We start from the raw sequence: 16,351 nt of genomic DNA, 5'->3' as shown, positions 1-16,351 counted from the left end.
TTGTGCGCGAGGGGGGAGTTGAACCCCCACGTCCTTTCGGACACACGGACCTGAACCGTGCGCGTCTGCCTATTCCGCCACTCGCGCGTGAAGCGGGCCAAGGCTATCCCAGCGCGGGCGGCATGCTCAAACCGGGGAGGCGGCAGCCCGGTGGCGTCCGGGGTGTGCAGGGGGAGCCCGGATACGATCGGTCAGGTTGTCCACCCGTCCTCGACCCGGCGGGAGGCGACCGTCGGTCGAGGACGGAGAGGAGGGTGGCGGCGTGCGCGGTCTGCGCGACTTCGAGAACAGGCTGGAGCAGGCGATCTCGGGCATGTTCGCCCGCGCCTTCCGTAGTGCCGTCCAGCCCGTCGAGATCGCGGCCGAGCTCCAGCGCGAGGTCGACACCAGCGCCCAGGTGCTCAGCCGCGACCGGCGGCTGGCCCCGAACGAGTTCCACGTCGAGCTGAGCCGGACCGACCTCGAGCGGCTCTCGCCGTACGACTCCACGATGGCCCGCGAGCTGGCCGAGCAGCTCGAGCAGCATGCGCAGCGCCAGGCCTACGTCTTCCCGGGCCCGGTCAGCATCTCCTTCGAGGCCGCCGACGACCTCGGCACGGGGCGCCTTCGGGTGCGCAGCCGGCCCGTCGCCAGCGTGCAAGGGAACGCCGAGAGCACGCAGGTCCGCCGGACGGCCCGGGTGATGCTGGAGATCAACGGCACCCGCCACCACCTCGTGCCGCCCGGTGTGGTCATCGGCCGCGGCACCGACGCCGACATCCGCATCAACGACCCCGGGGTGAGCCGACGCCACGTCGAGTTCTCGGTGTCGGAGGGGCTCCCCGAGGAGGGCAGCCCGCTGCACGTCGGCGTGCGCGACCTCGGCTCGACCAACGGCATGTTCGTCGACGGCCACCGGGCGAGCGCCGTGGGGCTGCACGACGGCTCGCGGGTCCACGTCGGGAACACCGACATCGTGGTCCGCGTCGTGGAGGACGAGGACCGGGGGGCCCCCGGTGTCTGAGCTCACGCTGTTCCTGATCCGGCTGGCCTACCTCGCGATCCTGTGGATCTTCGTGATCTCGGCGATCTCGGTGATCCGCTCCGACATGTTCGGCGCCCGGGCGCCGGAGACCGTCCGAGGCAGCACCCCGGCCCAGCCCAGGCGGGCCCGCTCGGCACGGCGGCGCGGTGCGCCCACCCATGTGCTCGTGGTCGAGGGGGTCAACCAGGGTGTCCGGGCCGAGCTGGACCAGGCGCCGTTGCTCATCGGCCGCGGCCCGGACGCGGCGATCCGGCTCGACGACGACTACGCCTCCACCCGGCACGCCCGCATCGTGGAGGCCGACGACCAGTGGTGCATCGAGGACCTCGGCTCGACCAATGGAACCTACGTCGGCGGCAGCCGGATCACCCAACCCACCACCATCACCGTCGGCACCCCGGTCCGTATCGGCAAGACCGTCCTCGAGCTGCGGAAATAGACCGCAATGACCGACCTACGCCTGCAGTACTCGGCCATCTCCGACGTCGGGCGGGTCCGCAAGGACAACCAGGACTCCGGGTACGCCGGGCCCTGGCTGCTGGCCGTGTGCGACGGCGTGGGGGGCGCGGTGCGCGGCGACATCGCCTCGAGCACCGCCGTCAGCCAGCTGCGCCGCCTCGACGAGCAGCCCCAGGGGGATGACCTGCTCGCCCTGGTGGCCGGTGCGCTGCACCGGGCCGCCGACCGGATCGGCGAGCTGGTCGAGGAGGACCCGGTCCTCAGCGGGACCAGTACCACCGCCACGGTCGCCCTCTTCGACGGCCACGGGCTCGGGATGGGACATCTGGGGGACAGCCGCGCCTACCTGCTGCGCGGCGGCGAGCTCACCCAGCTCACCCAGGACCACACGTTCGTGCAGACCCTGATCGACGAGGGCCGGATCACCGAGGACGAGGCACGCACCCACCCGCACCGGAACCTGATTCTCAAGGCCCTCGACGGCATCCACGAGAGCGAGCCGGACCTCTTCCACGTCGACCTGGAGGAGGGGGACCGGCTGCTGCTGTGCAGCGACGGTGCCAGCGGCGCCCTCACCGACGCCGGGATCTGCGAGATCCTCGCCGGTGGGACCCCGGACTCCGCGGCCGTGGAGCTGGTCAACGCCAGCCTCGAGGCCGGCAGCACCGACAACATCACCTGTCTGGTCGCGGACGTGGTCCCGGCGTCCACCCCCGTCGAGGAGGACCTGCGCCCGCTCTTGGTCGGGGCCGCCGCCGAGCTGCCGCGACGGGCGGCGCACAGCCACCGGGCCGCCGGCTTCTTCCGGCACCGCAGCGGCGACACCGGCGAGCTGGAGCCGATCGATGCCGACCTGCCCGCCGACATCGGCTTCGCGATCTCCTCCGACCCGATCGACCCCGAGCACCTGCGGTACGCCCCGCGGGCCCGGCCCCGGTTCCTGTGGACCCGGCGCCTGCTGGTCGGGGTGGTGCTCCTCGGCGTGGTCGCCATCGGTCTGGGCGTGGTCCAGTGGTGGATCCAGCAGCAGTACTACGTCGGGCAGCAGGACGGAGTGGTGACGATCTTCCGCGGGCTGGACGGGGACCTCCTCGGGTACGACCTCTCCACGCCCTACCAGAGCACGAACCTCACCGTCAGCCAGCTCCCCGAGGTCGACCAGACCAGCGTGATCGACTCCATGGAGCCCGGCAGCCTCGAGGACGCCCGGCGTACCGTCGCCTCGCTCTACCAGCGCCAGACCGTGCCCGGCGCGAGCAGCGGGGGGTGAGCGCGCGCGTGAACCAGCCCTCCGCCCTGAGGGGCTTCGTGCACCGCCCCCGCCGCGGCGCCGAGCTGTTCCTGCTCGTGCTGGCGCTGGCCGTCGGGATCGGGGCCTATGCAGCGGTCGGGATCGGCGTCCAGGGCACGGTCCCCGCCGACCTCCTCGGGTACGGCGGCTGGCTCGCGCTGCTGATCATCGGCGCGCACGTCGTGGTCCGGTTCACCGCGCCGTACGCCGACCCCGTGCTGCTGCCGCTCGTGGCCGCGCTCAACGGGCTGGGGCTCGCGGTGATCCACCGGCTCGACCTGGCCGCCGGCAAGGACCCCGGGGAGGGCTTCTCCCGCCAGCAGCTGACCTGGATGACACTCGGCGTGCTGCTGTTCGCCGCCACGCTGGTGCTCCTGCGCGACTACCGCGTGCTGCAGCGGTTCACCTACACCTTCGGGTTGGCCGCGATCGTGCTGCTGCTGATGCCGATGCTCCCGGTGATCGGCAAGGACATCAACGGCGCGCGGATCTGGATCCACGTGGGCCCGTTCAGCTTCCAGCCGGGTGAGATCGCCAAGGTGCTGCTGGTGCTCGCGTTCGCCGGCTACCTCGTCCGGCACCGCGACGCGCTCGCCCTGGCCGGCCGCCGGGTGCTGTTCGTGGACCTGCCGCGCGGCCGGGACCTCGGGCCGATCCTGGTGATGTGGCTGGTCTCCCTCGGCATCCTGGTGTTCCAGCGTGACCTGGGCTCCTCGCTGCTCTTCTTCGGCCTGTTCGTGGTGATGCTCTACGTGGCCACCGAGCGGCCCGGCTGGCTCCTCGTCGGCGGTGCGCTGTTCGCGGCGGGGGGCTGGATCGCCTACCGCCTGTTCAGCCACGTCGCGCTGCGGGTGGACATCTGGCGCCACCCGTTCGAGTACTACGGCGGGGAGGGGGTCCACGACCGGGGCCGGCAGACCGTGGAGACCATGTTCGGCATGGCCTGGGGAGGCCTGCTCGGTCGCGGGTTCGGCAACGGGCAGCCCTGGCGGATCTCCTACGCGGAGTCCGACTTCATCGTCGGCGCGATCGGCGAGGAGCTGGGTCTGACCGCGGTGATGGCGGTGATCGTCTGCTACGGCCTGATCGTGGAGCGCGGTCTGCGCACCGCGCTGATCTGCCGTGACGACTTCGGCAAGCTGGTGGCCACCGGTCTGGCCAGCGTCTTCGCGCTCCAGGTGTTCGTGGTGGTGGGCGGCGTGACCCGGCTGATCCCGTTGACGGGCCTGACCACCCCGTTCCTCTCCTACGGCGGCTCGTCCCTGGTGGCCAACTGGGTGATCGTCGCCCTGCTGCTGCGCATCTCCGACCAGGCTCGACGACCGGCGCCGGTGCTCGCTCCCGCCGGGCCGGCGAGCGCGGACGAGGAGGAGACCCAGGTGGTGAGGCTGGGATGAACAGACCCATCCGCACCATGGCGGTGGCGATCCTCGCCCTGTTCCTGGCGCTGCTGGTCAACGCGACCTACCTGCAGTACGTCAGCGCCGGCGAGCTCAACGACAACCCCCGCAACGCCCGGGTGATCGAGGCATCCTTCTCGCGTCCGCGGGGGCCGATCGTGGTCGCGCGCGACGCAGTGGCCGAGAGCGTGCGCTCCGACGACCAGTTCAAGTACCAGCGGGTCTACCGCCAGCCGCTCCGCTACGCCCACGTCACCGGCTACTTCTCCTTCGACTCCGCCACCGGCATCGAGCGGACCCAGAACGACGTCCTGTCCGGCGACGATCCCCGGCTGTTCGTCACCCGGCTGGTCGACCTGGTCAACAACTCCTCCCCCAAGGGCGGCCTGGTCCAGCTCACCCTCGACCCGGCGGCGCAGAACGCGGCGTACGACGGCATGCGCGCGCTCGGGGAGAACGTGCAGGGAGCCGTGGTGGCGCTGGATCCCGGCTCGGGCAAGGTGCTGGCGATGGTCTCCATGCCCACCTACGACCCCAACCTGCTGGCCTCCCACGACCGGGACGCGGTCAACAAGGCCTACCTGCAGCTCTACCGGGACCCCGCGCAGCCCCTGCTCAACCGGGCGATCCAGACCCGGCTGCCTCCCGGCTCGACGTTCAAGGCGATCACCGCGGCGGCGGCGCTGGAGAAGGGTGGCTACGCCGACGCCCAGTCGCTGGTGCCCGGCGGCAGCTCCTTCCAGCTGCCGCAGAGCACCGCCGTGATCGGCAACGGCGGCCGGGACTGCGGCACCGGCAAGATCACCATGACCCAGGCGCTGGAGAACTCCTGCAACACCAGCTTCCTCGCGCTCGCCGACGAGCTGGGTCAGGCCAAGCTGCGCGCCCAGGCCGAGGCGTTCGGCTTCAACAGCGACTACCTCGACGACCTGCAGCCCCAGGCGCAGTCGGTCTTCCCCGAGCGGATGGATCGGCCGCAGACCGCGATGTCGGGGATCGGCCAGTTCGACGTCTCGGCCACCCCCCTGCAGATGGCCATGGTCGCCGCCGGCATCGCCAACGGCGGGGTGGTGATGAAGCCGTACGTCGTGGACGAGGTCCTCTCCCCCGACCTCGACGTCCTCGACCGCACCGAGCCGAGCGAGTTCTCGCGCGCGGTGTCCCCGGCGACCGCCGACCAGCTGACCACGATGCTGGTCGCAGTCGTCGACGAGGGCACCGGCAGCCCGGCGGCCATCCCCGGCGTCGAGGTGGCCGGCAAGACCGGGACCGCGGAGAACTGCAAGGACTGCAAGAACTACGCCTGGTTCATCTCCTTCGCACCTGCCAACGACCCGCAGGTGGCAGTGGCGGTGATGATCCAGAACGCCGACATCCCCCCCGACGACATCGCGGGCGGCGCCCTGGGCGGGCCGATCGCGAAGGCCGTCATGGAGGCGGTGCTGCAGCAGTGACGACGTACCCGAAGGACGTGGAGCGATGACCAACCCCGGACCCACCGTGATCGGTGGACGCTACGAGCTCGGCGAGCTGCTCGGCCGCGGCGGAATGGCGGAGGTCCGCAAGGGGACCGACCTCCGGCTGGGTCGCGCCGTGGCGGTCAAGCGGCTGCGTACCGACCTGGCCAGCGATGCGACCTTCCAGGCACGGTTCCGCCGTGAGGCGCAGGCCTCCGCGTCGCTGAACCACCCTGCCATCGTCGCCGTCTACGACACCGGCGAGGAGATGTCCTCCGACGGCACCCACGTCGCCCAGCCCTACATCGTGATGGAGTTCGTCGCGGGCCGCACGCTGCGCGACATCCTGCGCGAGGGACGCAAGATCCTGCCCGAGCGGGCCCTCGAGATCACCTCGGGCGTGCTCTCGGCCCTCGACTACAGCCACCGGGCCGGAATCATCCACCGAGACATCAAGCCCGGCAACGTGATGCTCACCCCGACCGGGGACGTGAAGGTGATGGACTTCGGCATCGCCCGCGCCGTCTCCGACGCCTCCTCGGCGATGACCCAGACGGCGGCCGTGGTGGGCACCGCGCAGTACCTCTCCCCCGAGCAGGCGCGCGGGGAGACCGTCGACTCGCGCTCGGACGTGTACTCCACCGGCTGCCTGCTCTACGAGCTGCTCACCGGGCGGCCGCCGTTCGTGGGCGACAGCCCGGTCTCGGTGGCCTACCAGCACGTCAGGGAGCCGGCGAACCCGCCGTCGGACCACGACACCGAGCTGCCGCCGGAGCTCGACGCCATTGTGATGAAGGCGCTGGCCAAGCGGGTCGAGGAGCGCTACCAGTCCGCGGCCGACATGCGCACCGACATCGAGCGCTACCTGGCGGGCCGGCCGGTGCAGGCTCCTCCCGTTCCGCCCGCCGCGGCGACCGCGGTCGTCCCTCCCGTCGTCCCGCCGGCCGCTGCGGCCGACACCGCGGTCGCCGCGGCGGCGGCCGCTGCCGACGAGGAGGAGGGGGGCAGCCGGGTCGGGTGGTGGATCGCCGCCGGGGTCGCACTGGTGGCCCTGATCGCCGGCGCGGCGTTCCTGCTGCCGATGCTCTTCGATGACTCGCCCACCGACGTGCGGGTGCCCAGCCTGGTCGGGATGAGCGAGTCCGCCGCGCGCACCGCGATCGGGGAGGCCGAGCTGACCGTGGGTGAGGTCACCTACGAGGACAGCTCGGAGGTCGGCCGGGACAAGGTGATCAGCCAGGACCCCGACCGGGACAGCTACGTCGCGCCGGGCACCAAGGTCGACCTCGTCGTCTCCAGCGGCAAGCCACAGGTGCGGGTGGAGTCGGTGATCGGGCTGACCAAGGGCGAGGCGCGCCGGATCCTGCAGGAGCAGAACCTCGCCGTGGTGCTGCAGGAGACCGAGGACGACGCCCCGGCCGGCCAGGTGGTGAAGACCGACCCGTCCCCCGGCACCCTGGTCCCTGAAGGGTCGACGGTGACCGTCTACTACAGCGACGGGCCCGAGACCGTGCCCAACGTGGTCGGCAAGCAGGAGGACGTCGCGCGCACGATCCTCACCAACGCCGGGTTCACGGTGAAGGTGTTCACCAGCAGCGAGCCCACCGACAAGCCGGTCGGGACGGTGCTGGAGCAGACCCCCGAGGCCGGCACCACCCAGCCCGCGGGGACCCAGATCGTGCTGATCGTGACGACCTACGTCGCCCCGACCGAGTCGCCCTCCCCCACCGAGTCGCCGACCACGAGCCCCTCGCCCAGCCCGAGCCCGTCTCCGAGCCAGTGACGCCGGCTGTGCCGGATTCCCCGCCCAGGCGGGGAATCCGACAAGCCCTACGGGCGGATCACGGAGGCGTGGCTGAGGTTGGTCAGGCCGCTGTAGCCAGGGGCGGTGATACTCGACGGGGTCTCGATCTCCCAGCCCACGGCGATCGTCGGCTGGTTGGCCTGCTCGCGGTAGACCGCGAGGTAGGGGTCGTCGTCGATGGCCTGGAGCAGGGCGGCCTGGTCGCCGATGCCGGCGATGACGTAGGGCTGCGCGTAGGGGACGCCGTCGAGCTGGACCGCGTTCCCCTCGCACTTGATGCCGGTGGTGCTGACGATGCGCTGCCCCTGGACGGTGACCGCCTCTGCCCCCCCGCGCCACATCGCGTTGACCACCGCCTGGATGTCCTGCTGGTGCACCACGAGCAGGTTGAGGTTGCCGGTGGAGGAGTTGATGACCTCCTCGGGCGCGTCCGACAGCGTCACGGTGACCCCGGGGCCGGTCACCGGGGTGAGTCCGGCCGGTCCGCGCAGGGCGTCGCCCTTCTGCTGCAGCGCGCTGACGTCCTCGCCCTTGACCGAGCCCGCCAGCTCCTCCACCTCGCGGTTGAGATCGCGCACCTGGGAATGGAGGGACTTGACCTGCCGCGCCTCGTTCGAGACCAGGGAGGCCAGGTCGGTGTACCGTTCGGGCCGCAGGTCGGTGCCGTCGCTGTTGTGGGCGCTGGCCACGAAGAGGACGCCGCAGAGGCCGAACGCCACCGGGGTGGCCAGCCGCCACCTGCTCCGCTGACGCAGGTGCCCGTGCGCGGGCGCCCGGTCCTCCGGGTGGGGATCGGCCTGGTGGGTCACGCCGACTAAGGTAGCCCGGGATCCCAGGATCGTCCCACTCGACTAGGAGTTGCGTTGTCCAAGCCCAAGGCGAAGCGCCAGGACCTCATCGAACCGGCCTCGGGACCGCTCTTCACCCCCCGGTGGGTGGTGGCGCTGCTGATGATGGTGGGCGGGATCGCCTGGATCGCCTACTACTACGTCGTGGTGCGCGTGGACCCCGACGCGACGCCCGCCCCCGAGCCCGGCAAGCCGGCGTTCATGGCCGACCTGGGCAACTGGAACTACCTGATCGGCTTCGGCCTGCTCTTCCTCGGCCTGATCGTCTCCGCCCACCCCTCCACCCCCTTGGGGCGCGGGCGCGGGGTCGTCGTAGGGATGCTCGGCTGCTTCCTGCTCGGCCTGCTGTGGATCTGCACGTTCTACGTGATGAGCAACGACCTGTCCGCCGTCCCGGTGATGAACGACCTGGGCCAGAAGAACCTCTTCGTCGGGATCGGCTTCATGGGCGTCGGGTTCGCCTTCGCCACCAAGTGGGAGTAGCCGAACTACACCGCTGTAGTTCTCCACAGGTCACTCCACAGGTGTGGACAGCGCCCGGTCAGGAGAGCACGAGCGTGCGCACCGCGATGGCGACCAGGGTGACCAGCAGCAGCCCCGAGATGCCCGCGGCCTGCCAGGCGGTACGCCGCTCGCGAGGCGCGTAGACCAGGATGCCCGCGATGGCGGCGCCGCCGAGGAAGCCGCCGAGGTGGCCCTGCCAGGAGATGAACGAGCTCCCGGCGACGGTGATCACGAAGTTCAGCCCGATCCAGAACAGGATCTGCTGCACGTTGCCGCCCACCTTGAGCGCGACCACGAGCAGGGCCCCCATCAGGCCGAAGATCGCGCCCGAGGCCCCGAGGGTCATCGAGTGCGGGCTGGCGCCCCAGTAGACGACGGCCGAGGCGGTCAGCGCGGAGCCCAGGTAGAGCGCCAGGAAGCGCGCCCGGCCGATCGCCAGCTCCAGCTGCGGCCCGAGGAACCACAGGGCGATCATGTTGAACGCGATGTGCCAGACCTGGACATGGGTGAAGGCGCTGGTGATCAGCTGCCACCACGCGCCGTCGGCGACGCCGGGGTACCACTGGTGACCCGCCGCACCGCAGGCCGTCGCGGTGGCCCCCGGGAAGTAGTAGTCCCCCGCGACGCAGCGACCCAGCGGCGACAGGGCGAGCCGCAGCACCCAGCTGCTGCTCCCGCCCCCGGTCGCCAGCACCAGCAGCCAGACCGCGGCGTTGATCGCGATCAGCACCAGCGAGGTGGTCGCGGCGTTGGCCGGCCGCTGTCCGCCGTACGCCGTCCGGCCGCTGCGGGTGGCCCGGGCTCCGTCGGAGACGCAGGAGGGGCACTGGAAGCCCACCGCGGCGTCCCGCATGCAGTCCGGGCAGATCGGCCGCTCGCAGCGCTGGCAGATGATGTAGGTCTCTCGGCCGGGGTGCCGGTAGCAGGTCGGCACCCCGGTCCCGGGGACGGGGGGCTGGGTCATCGGGGTGAGGTCGGGGTCAGGACCGCTCGATCACGACGGACTCGATGACGACCGGCTCGACCGGCCGGTCGCGGCCGTCGGTCCTGGTGGTGGCGATCGCGTCCACGACGTCGCGGGAGGCCTGGTCGGCGACCTCGCCGAAGATCGTGTGCTTGAGGTCCAGCCACGGGGTGGCGCCGACCGTGATGAAGAACTGGGACCCGTTGGTCCCGGGGCCGGCGTTCGCCATCGCGAGCAGGTAGGGCTTGTCGAAGACCAGCTCGGGGTGCGGCTCGTCCTTGAAGGTGTACCCCGGGCCACCGGTGCCGCTGCCCAGCGGGCAGCCGCCCTGGATCATGAAGCCCGGGATCACTCGGTGGAACACCAGGCCGTCGTAGTAGCGCTGCCCGGAGCGGCCCGCGTCGTCGCGGTACTCCTTGGTGCCCTCGGCCAGGCCGACGAAGTTGTCGACGGTCAACGGTGCGTGGTGGGGGAAGAGGTCGAGGGTGATGTCACCCCGGTTGGTCTTCAGGGTGGCCTTGAGGTCGGACATGACTGCCTCTCGCGTGGACGGACGGCGTGCAGGCAGATCCTCCCACGAGGGCCAAGGCTCGCGTCCCCGGCTACAGTCGGAGCCATGCCAGAGAACTCCGAGAAGTCCCTGATCACCCAGGCGGCCGAGCTCGCCGAGACCGTGCGGCCGACGATCGAGTCGGCGATGACCGCGGCCAAGGAGGTGGCCCTCCCGCTCCTCAACGACGCGAGGGAGAAGGCGGCCCCGATCCTGGCCGACGGCAAGGCGCTGGCCTCGGAGAAGGCCGCGGCCACCAAGGCCGCCCTGGCCGCGACCGCCCTCACCCAGGCGGCGCCGGTGGAGACCGGTCCCTCCTCGGGTCGCCGGTGGCTCAAGCGCCTGCTGCTGGTGGGAGCGCTCGCCGCGGTGGGGGCCGTGGTGTTCAAGAGGCTGCGTGGCGACTCCGGCGCGGACAACTGGCAGTCGTCGTACGTGCCCACCCCGGCCCCCGCACCCCGGCCCGCGCCCGAGGCCCCTGCGACCGACGACGCCAGTGGCGCCAGCCCGGACGAGGCGGTGTCCGACGCGCTCGAGGAGCCGCACCCGGTGACCACGCCCGACGCCCCCGCGGAGGTCGTCGAGCTGCTGGAGCCCGAGGCCCACAAGCCGGGCCGCAAGGCCGCCGAGACCGAGGAGAAGCCGGAGGCCTGAGGGTCGCCTCGACTCAGCGCCGGCCGGAGGGCACCTCCTCCGGCCGGTTCTCCGCGATCCACGCGTCGATCCGCTCCCACCAGCCGAAGAGCCACTCGATGCGCGAGTCCCGGTCGTGCGGGATCTCCGCGCGGGGCACCGTCCACCAGCGCATGGTGATGCGCTTGTCCATCGGCAGCTCGCGCCAGACGTCGGCCACCGTGAGCAGGTGGTCGAGGCCGGTGTGCGCGACCATCACCACGTCGGCGTCCGGGGCGGCGTCCAGGGCGGCGAGGAAGCCGCCCGGGCGCGGGGCGAGCACGTGGGTCATCGCCTCGGCCCGCGCCGCCATCCGCTCCAGGCCCAGCCGGTGCAGCCGGGCGATCGCGCGGTCACGCCGGGCCGGAGTGAAGTTGCCCCCCTCGGGGAAGATCACGAAGGCGTCGTTGGCGTCCAGCCCCGCGGCCAGCGCGGCGATCAGCGGCTCGAGCTCCTCGCCGTCGCGCGGGTGGGGCGAGATGAACCGGGCGGGGATCCGGCTCATGATGACGTCGACCATCGGGTCCCAGGCCATGGTGTCCTTGAGCACCACACGCGGCTCTCGCTGGTAGTCGTGCATCAGCGCGTGAAGCAGGATCAGCGAGTCACCGGGACCGGCGTGCCGGCAGCAGACCAGCAGCGGCCGGCCGGGATGCGCGTCCGGAGTGGGGCCGTCTGTGGCGATGGTGAGGTTCAGCACCCGGCGGGCCTCGCGGAAGACCACCCACAGCAGGCCTTGAGCCAGGTCGTAGTGCAGGCCCTGGAAGTACGGCGTACGCAGCCGTCGCCCGAACCCGGCCGCCAGCCACCACCCGAAGAGGACCACGAGCAGCACGCTCTCGCAGGTGAGGTAGACGATCACCAGCCAGAGCAGGCGCAGCGGCCGCCAGCGGCCGGGCAGCACCGGCGACAGGGCCGCCGCCGCGATCAGCCACAGCGGCCCGGTCAGCCAGAGCAGCACGGTGAGGGCGACCACCGCCGGCGCCAGCAGCACCCTGCGGAGGAGGCGGGTCACCTCGGCGCCTCTCCGCGAGGCAGCACCCACTCGTCGAGGTAGGCCAGGCTCGCGGCGTACGTCGCCTCCATGCGCTCGGTCACCTTGGAGAAGTCGCGGTAGGCGAACACCGAGTCGTCCTTGGCCGAGGTCCCGGCGGTGGGCAGCACGTGGGCCTCGACGCTGGGGGGCAGCTCGGCCATCTCCCGCGCGAACCGGTGCCGACGGGCGATCTCGAAGGAGACCCGGGCCACCTCCCAGGGGGTCGACGGCGCGGTGAGCGGCCGGTCGATCCGGCCGACCTGGAGCACGAAGATGCGCTCCGCGCCGAGCTGGACGGCCCGGCCGACCGGAATCGAGTTCACGATGCCCCCGTCCAGGTAGTGCTGCTCGCCGATCCGGGCCGGTGGCAGCAGGCCGGGTACGGCGGCGCTCGCGACCACGGCGTCGACCACCGGCCCCGAGCTGAACCAGTGCTCCGCCGCCCGCTCGATGCTCGCCGCGCAGACCTGCAGCCGCACCGGCAGCTCTTCGAAGGTGACCTCGCCCAGCTCCTCGCGCAGCCGCTGGGTGAGCGGGGCGGCGGAGTAGATGTGGGTCCGGGTCGCCACCGCCCGGCGGACCGTGCGCAGCGGCGAGTCGCCGTACACCTCCCGGCTCTGGGCCGCCTGCCGCCACAGCTCCACCAGCCGGTCGATCACCCGCGGCGAGGGGTCCCTGGCCACCAGGGCGCCGTTGAGGGCACCCACGCTGGTGCCGAGCACCAGGTCCGGGGCGATCCCCCGCTCGAACAGGGCGCGCAGCATGCCGACCTCGACGGCGCCCAGCACGCCGCCCCCACCGAGGACGAAGGCCGTGGTCATCGCGCCATCCTCCCCGATCGCTCCCACCCCACTCGATAGTCCGCCGCGGAAACCATCATTTCAGCCGGCGAAATGATGGTTTTCGCGGCGGACTGTCTCTCCCTCAGGCCGGGCCCGTGGCGGCGGGCTCGGCGGCCTCAGCGGCCAGCAGCGCCCGGACGTTGGCCGTCGCCCGGTGCTCGGCCCAGAAGGAGACCACCGGCACGGTGCCCAGCAGCAGCGTGGTGACCGTGAACGGCAGGTCCCACCGCGCCTTGCGCGAGAGCAGGAACGCCATCACCAGGAAGATCATGTACAGCCAGCCGTGGGCCACCCCGAGGTAGCGGGAGATGTCGGCCCCTACCTGCCAGGCCTGGCCGCCCTTGGGCATCGTGTCGGGGAAGACCAGGTAGCCGTAGTGCAGCGGCAGCCCGATCAGGCACAGCACGATCAGCAGGACCCCGACGATCCAGGCCATGACTCGGTAGCGGAGGAGGGCGGCTCTCACGGGTTCGAGGGTACGTCGTCGCGGACGAGCTCCGGTCGCCCGGTCGCCTCGGGCGCCCGGTCAGAAGCGGCCGGGTCGCCGGCGTCAGGGGCGCCCGCCCGCTCCGCAGCCCGTTCGGCCGCGACGGTGTCGACCAGGTGGCGGCCCCACACGAAGAGCGCGAACCCGGCGAACAGCCACCACTGCAGGGCGTAGAACAGGTTGCGGACCGCGGTGAAGCGGCCGACGGTCGGCACCTCGTCCGGGGAAGCCTGGTCCAGCCCCGCCGCCCCGGCGTTCACCGCCCGCTCCCCCACCGGCCAGTCGCCGGGGGCGACCCGGTCGGCCACGACGGCGTAGGCGCCGTACAGGTCCTGGTCGAGGTGCTGGATGGCGTCGGCGATCCGGACCTGCGGGAGTACGTCGTCGGTGGGGTCGCGGTCGGTCTCCCCGGTGCCCTCCGGGGGCTGCAGCCAGGCGACCAGCTCCGCGTGCCCCGATGGCGGGGCGGGCGCGTCGGCGGGGTCGGGGGTCCAGCCGCGGACCACCAGCAGCGCGGACTCGCCACCGTCCACCTGAAGCGGGGTGACCGCCCAGTACCCGGTGCGGCCGGCGTTCTCCCGGCCGGACACGTAGAGCGTCGACTCGGGCACCCAGGTGCCGGTGACCACCACCGGCTGGCCCACCCGGTCGCCGGGGAACGGGTCGTCGGGCCCCATCGCCTCGGTCAGCGGCACGGGCGCGACCCTGCTCAGGTCGACGGCGTCGGCCGCGCGGCGCGCCTCCCAGGCGTGGAACTGCCACAGCCCCAGCCAGACCGCGATCCCCGCCAGAGTGAAGGCGAGGAGGTGGAGGCCCCAGAACCGGGGGGCGAGGACGCGGCGCACGCTGTCGAGGGTACGGCGCGGGGCCTCGCGGAGAGGTGTGCGGGTGCGGTGGGGTCAGCCCCTGGCGAGCGGGTTCGGCCCGGCACGCAGCCGCTCCCACGCCGTACACCCCGCCAGCACGAGGGCAGTGGCGGCGACGCCCGCGAGGATGTCCACGACGTAGTGCTCGGCGTAGTAGACCAGCGTGAACGACATCGCCAACGGGTAGAGGACGAGCAGCCAGCGCCAGGTGCCGTGCAGCCGGGTGATGCCGTACCACGCGACGAACACCGCGATGGCCGCGTGCAGGGAGGGCATCGCGGCGACCGGGTTCCCGACCGCCGAGATCTTGCGGTGCAGGCCGGTGGCGCTGAGGTCGTACCACCCCCGGCCGGTGATCCTGGCGATGTCGCTGCTGACCAGGCCCTGCTGGGCGGCCATCCAGGGCGGTGCCATGGGGTAGGTGACGTAGATCACCAGCGCGAGGAGGTTCAGCGACAGGTAGCGGCGCATGTAGCGCAGCCACTCCGGCCGGTCGCGCAGCCACAGCGCAGCCGCCACGATCAGCGCCACGAAGAAGTGGGAGTAGTAGACGGTGGTGAACACGACGTCGTACGGCCGCGGCGGCGAGGTGCGGTCACAGGGGACCCCGCACAGGTGGGCCTGCAGGTACTCGGTGGGCAGCGTGCCCCCGAAGAGCCACCGGTCCACCGCGATGGGCTCGGTCCGGTGCACCCCGACGAACCCCAGGTCGTCGGCCATCCCTCGGCTGAACAAGTAGAACGTCAGCAGCACCAGCGGCAGCGACCAGTCCCGGACGAACCCCAGGTGCGTGCGGGCGGGCGCCTGGACGTTCCACGCGATGGTGGCCAGCCAGATCCAGCCGAACGCGGCGAACGTCGACTTCGGCAGCCCCATGACCATGACCCAGGCCGCCAGCGCCGCCAGGTAGGCGAGCATGCTGACGCTGCGGACCCGCACCGACGTGGTGGCCCGGGCCTCGACCTGGGACTGCGCCATCTCACCCCTCCCCTACGCCACGATAGCGAAGCGTGCGCTCCGGTCTCTGGGGCGAGGTGGTGGGGTGGGGAGTACGCCGACGCTGGGCACGTGGCGGGGCCGGAGGCGGGACGGGTCCCGACAGAGACGCCGGGTGCGGCGCGAGTGGAGCCAAGGGGACTCGAACCCCTAACCCCCTGCTTGCAAAGCAGGTGCGCTACCAATTGCGCCATGGCCCCGAGTCGTGGGCTCGGTCCGGGGACCGAGCCCACGCGACTAGGACTTCGTCACGTTGTCGGTGGCCTCGGCCCACAGGGCCTGCTCGGCCTTGGACTCGTCGTACTTCTTCTTCGCGAGCACCGCACCGGCGGCGGCGACGGCGATCAGCAGAAGCTTCTTCATGGGCAATCCCCTCGGACGGTGCGGCGTGCTCGACGGAGCGCAAGCCTATGCCCTGGCGGGCGAGAACACCGAGCCGAGGTGGTGTGCGGCCACGTCGTCCAGGTGGGCTACGCCGTCCACGGGGGTCAGACGCCCCGGTTGGCATCGCAGAGCAGGACGTACGTCGGAGAGGGTGGGCCTAACAGGACTTGAACCTGTGACCTCTTCCTTATCAGGGAAGCGCTCTAACCGTCTGAGCTATAGGCCCGGATCCGGCGCAGCCGGAACCGGTCGACCGGAGCCGACCGAGGGGGAACACTACCGCACGGCCGGAAAGGCCGACAAAACGAGGCCGGGTCTCAGGCCTGGTCCTCGGTGAGGGTGACCTCGATGCCGCCGAGCAGCGCCGCGGCCATGTTGTAGAGGAACGCCGCCAGCGTGGCGATCGCCGTCAGCAGCACCACGTCGACCACGGCGACCAGGGTGGTGAAGCCCAGCACTCGGGTCAGCCCGACGTAGTCGGTGACGTCGAAGCTCTGCGCGTCCTCACCGCCGAGCACGCTCTGCACGGTGGTGTTGATCGAGTCCCACAGCCCGGCCGCCCCCAGCACCGCCCAGACCATCATCACCGAGACCACGGTGACCACGCCCAGGGCGATCGAGAGCAGGAAGGCGGTCTTCATCACCGACCAGGGGTCGATCCGGGTCAGCCGGAGCCGGGCCCGGCGCGGCTTGCGTCCGGGCGCCGTCGCTGCCACGCCCGGACGGGTCGCGGGCGCGCGGCCGGGACTCGCGGTGACCGGCGCCGT

Annotated in this window: 18 protein-coding genes and 3 tRNA genes; 8 read left to right on the top strand and 13 right to left on the bottom strand. The window is 71.8% G+C overall.

From position 1 onward, the window contains the following. Positions 1-3: 3 nt before the first annotated feature. Positions 4-87, bottom strand: a tRNA-Leu gene (locus PLP61_RS07195). 175 nt (positions 88-262) lie between these two features. On the opposite strand from PLP61_RS07195, the gene PLP61_RS07190 reads away from it, so the two are divergent. Genes PLP61_RS07190 through pknB form a run of 6 tightly spaced genes read left to right on the top strand, consistent with a single transcriptional unit; the run spans position 263 to position 7,414 of the window. After that, positions 263-1,003, top strand: a complete 741-nt coding sequence (locus PLP61_RS07190) for an FHA domain-containing protein (RefSeq protein WP_324501773.1) — start codon at positions 263-265, stop codon at positions 1,001-1,003. Then, the gene (locus PLP61_RS07185; protein WP_324501771.1) at positions 996-1,463 is read left to right on the top strand and encodes an FHA domain-containing protein FhaB/FipA; all 468 of its coding nucleotides are present in this window, start codon (positions 996-998) and stop codon (positions 1,461-1,463) included. Before PLP61_RS07190 ends, PLP61_RS07185 begins: the two co-directional genes overlap by 8 nt. 6 nt (positions 1,464-1,469) lie before the next feature. Beyond that, on the top strand, positions 1,470-2,753 hold the full coding sequence (locus PLP61_RS07180; protein WP_324501769.1) for a PP2C family protein-serine/threonine phosphatase: 1,284 nt from the start codon (positions 1,470-1,472) through the stop codon (positions 2,751-2,753). Then, positions 2,750-4,171 (top strand): FtsW/RodA/SpoVE family cell cycle protein, encoded by a 1,422-nt coding sequence (locus PLP61_RS07175; RefSeq protein ID WP_324501767.1) that lies wholly within the window; start codon positions 2,750-2,752, stop codon positions 4,169-4,171. The genes PLP61_RS07180 and PLP61_RS07175 overlap by 4 nt, the downstream gene beginning before the upstream one ends. Then, positions 4,168-5,628, top strand: a complete 1,461-nt coding sequence (locus PLP61_RS07170) for a peptidoglycan D,D-transpeptidase FtsI family protein (protein ID WP_324501765.1) — start codon at positions 4,168-4,170, stop codon at positions 5,626-5,628. Before PLP61_RS07175 ends, PLP61_RS07170 begins: the two co-directional genes overlap by 4 nt. Before the next feature lie 25 nt (positions 5,629-5,653). Next, positions 5,654-7,414 (top strand): Stk1 family PASTA domain-containing Ser/Thr kinase, encoded by a 1,761-nt coding sequence (gene pknB / locus PLP61_RS07165; RefSeq protein WP_324501763.1) that lies wholly within the window; start codon positions 5,654-5,656, stop codon positions 7,412-7,414. A gap of 47 nt (positions 7,415-7,461) precedes the next feature. On the opposite strand, the gene PLP61_RS07160 is transcribed toward pknB, so the two are convergent. Then, positions 7,462-8,244 carry a DUF881 domain-containing protein gene (locus PLP61_RS07160; protein WP_324501761.1) on the bottom strand — a complete coding sequence of 261 codons (783 nt, stop codon included), beginning with the start codon at positions 8,242-8,244 and terminating at the stop codon, positions 7,462-7,464. Between the two features lie 54 nt (positions 8,245-8,298). On the opposite strand from PLP61_RS07160, the gene PLP61_RS07155 reads away from it, so the two are divergent. Beyond that, positions 8,299-8,766, top strand: a complete 468-nt coding sequence (locus PLP61_RS07155) for a cell division protein CrgA (RefSeq protein WP_324501760.1) — start codon at positions 8,299-8,301, stop codon at positions 8,764-8,766. 58 nt (positions 8,767-8,824) lie between these two features. Here the strand turns inward: PLP61_RS07155 and PLP61_RS07150 are convergent, their stop codons facing one another. Together PLP61_RS07150 and PLP61_RS07145 are read right to left on the bottom strand one after the other, a co-directional pair. Further along, the gene (locus tag PLP61_RS07150; RefSeq protein ID WP_324501758.1) at positions 8,825-9,751 is read right to left on the bottom strand and encodes a rhomboid family intramembrane serine protease; all 927 of its coding nucleotides are present in this window, start codon (positions 9,749-9,751) and stop codon (positions 8,825-8,827) included. A 16-nt stretch (positions 9,752-9,767) separates the two neighbouring features. Further along, positions 9,768-10,283 carry a peptidylprolyl isomerase gene (locus PLP61_RS07145; RefSeq protein WP_324501756.1) on the bottom strand — a complete coding sequence of 172 codons (516 nt, stop codon included), beginning with the start codon at positions 10,281-10,283 and terminating at the stop codon, positions 9,768-9,770. A gap of 84 nt (positions 10,284-10,367) precedes the next feature. Here PLP61_RS07145 and PLP61_RS07140 point away from each other — a divergent pair, with 84 nt between their 5' ends. Beyond that, positions 10,368-10,955, top strand: coding sequence for a hypothetical protein (locus PLP61_RS07140; RefSeq protein ID WP_324501755.1), 588 nt, complete (start codon positions 10,368-10,370; stop codon positions 10,953-10,955). Between the two features lie 13 nt (positions 10,956-10,968). Here the strand turns inward: PLP61_RS07140 and PLP61_RS07135 are convergent, their stop codons facing one another. From PLP61_RS07135 to PLP61_RS07095, 9 genes are all read right to left on the bottom strand, one after another. Further along, the gene (locus tag PLP61_RS07135; protein ID WP_324501754.1) at positions 10,969-11,988 is read right to left on the bottom strand and encodes a 1-acyl-sn-glycerol-3-phosphate acyltransferase; all 1,020 of its coding nucleotides are present in this window, start codon (positions 11,986-11,988) and stop codon (positions 10,969-10,971) included. Further along, the gene (locus tag PLP61_RS07130) at positions 11,985-12,830 is read right to left on the bottom strand and encodes a patatin-like phospholipase family protein (protein ID WP_324501752.1); all 846 of its coding nucleotides are present in this window, start codon (positions 12,828-12,830) and stop codon (positions 11,985-11,987) included. Before PLP61_RS07130 ends, PLP61_RS07135 begins: the two co-directional genes overlap by 4 nt. A gap of 103 nt (positions 12,831-12,933) precedes the next feature. Beyond that, the gene (locus tag PLP61_RS07125) at positions 12,934-13,317 is read right to left on the bottom strand and encodes a DUF3817 domain-containing protein (protein ID WP_324501750.1); all 384 of its coding nucleotides are present in this window, start codon (positions 13,315-13,317) and stop codon (positions 12,934-12,936) included. Further along, positions 13,314-14,183 carry an SURF1 family protein gene (locus PLP61_RS07120; protein ID WP_324501748.1) on the bottom strand — a complete coding sequence of 290 codons (870 nt, stop codon included), beginning with the start codon at positions 14,181-14,183 and terminating at the stop codon, positions 13,314-13,316. Before PLP61_RS07120 ends, PLP61_RS07125 begins: the two co-directional genes overlap by 4 nt. 54 nt (positions 14,184-14,237) lie before the next feature. After that, on the bottom strand, positions 14,238-15,182 hold the full coding sequence (locus PLP61_RS07115) for a phosphatase PAP2 family protein (protein ID WP_324501746.1): 945 nt from the start codon (positions 15,180-15,182) through the stop codon (positions 14,238-14,240). A 145-nt stretch (positions 15,183-15,327) separates the two neighbouring features. Continuing rightward, a tRNA-Ala gene (locus PLP61_RS07110) sits at positions 15,328-15,400 on the bottom strand. Between the two features lie 37 nt (positions 15,401-15,437). Next, the gene (locus tag PLP61_RS07105; RefSeq protein ID WP_324501744.1) at positions 15,438-15,563 is read right to left on the bottom strand and encodes a DLW-39 family protein; all 126 of its coding nucleotides are present in this window, start codon (positions 15,561-15,563) and stop codon (positions 15,438-15,440) included. A gap of 173 nt (positions 15,564-15,736) precedes the next feature. Continuing rightward, positions 15,737-15,810, bottom strand: a tRNA-Ile gene (locus PLP61_RS07100). A 91-nt stretch (positions 15,811-15,901) separates the two neighbouring features. Next, a partial coding sequence (locus tag PLP61_RS07095) for a DUF3566 domain-containing protein (RefSeq protein WP_324501742.1) occupies positions 15,902-16,351 on the bottom strand: 450 nt, incomplete at its 5' end.

The organism is Nocardioides sp. (assembly GCF_035429765.1).
Taxonomy (GTDB): Bacteria; Actinomycetota; Actinomycetes; order Propionibacteriales; family Nocardioidaceae; genus Nocardioides.
Note: the sequence above shows the minus strand (reverse complement) of the source record. Positions and strands in the feature narration are given on the sequence as shown.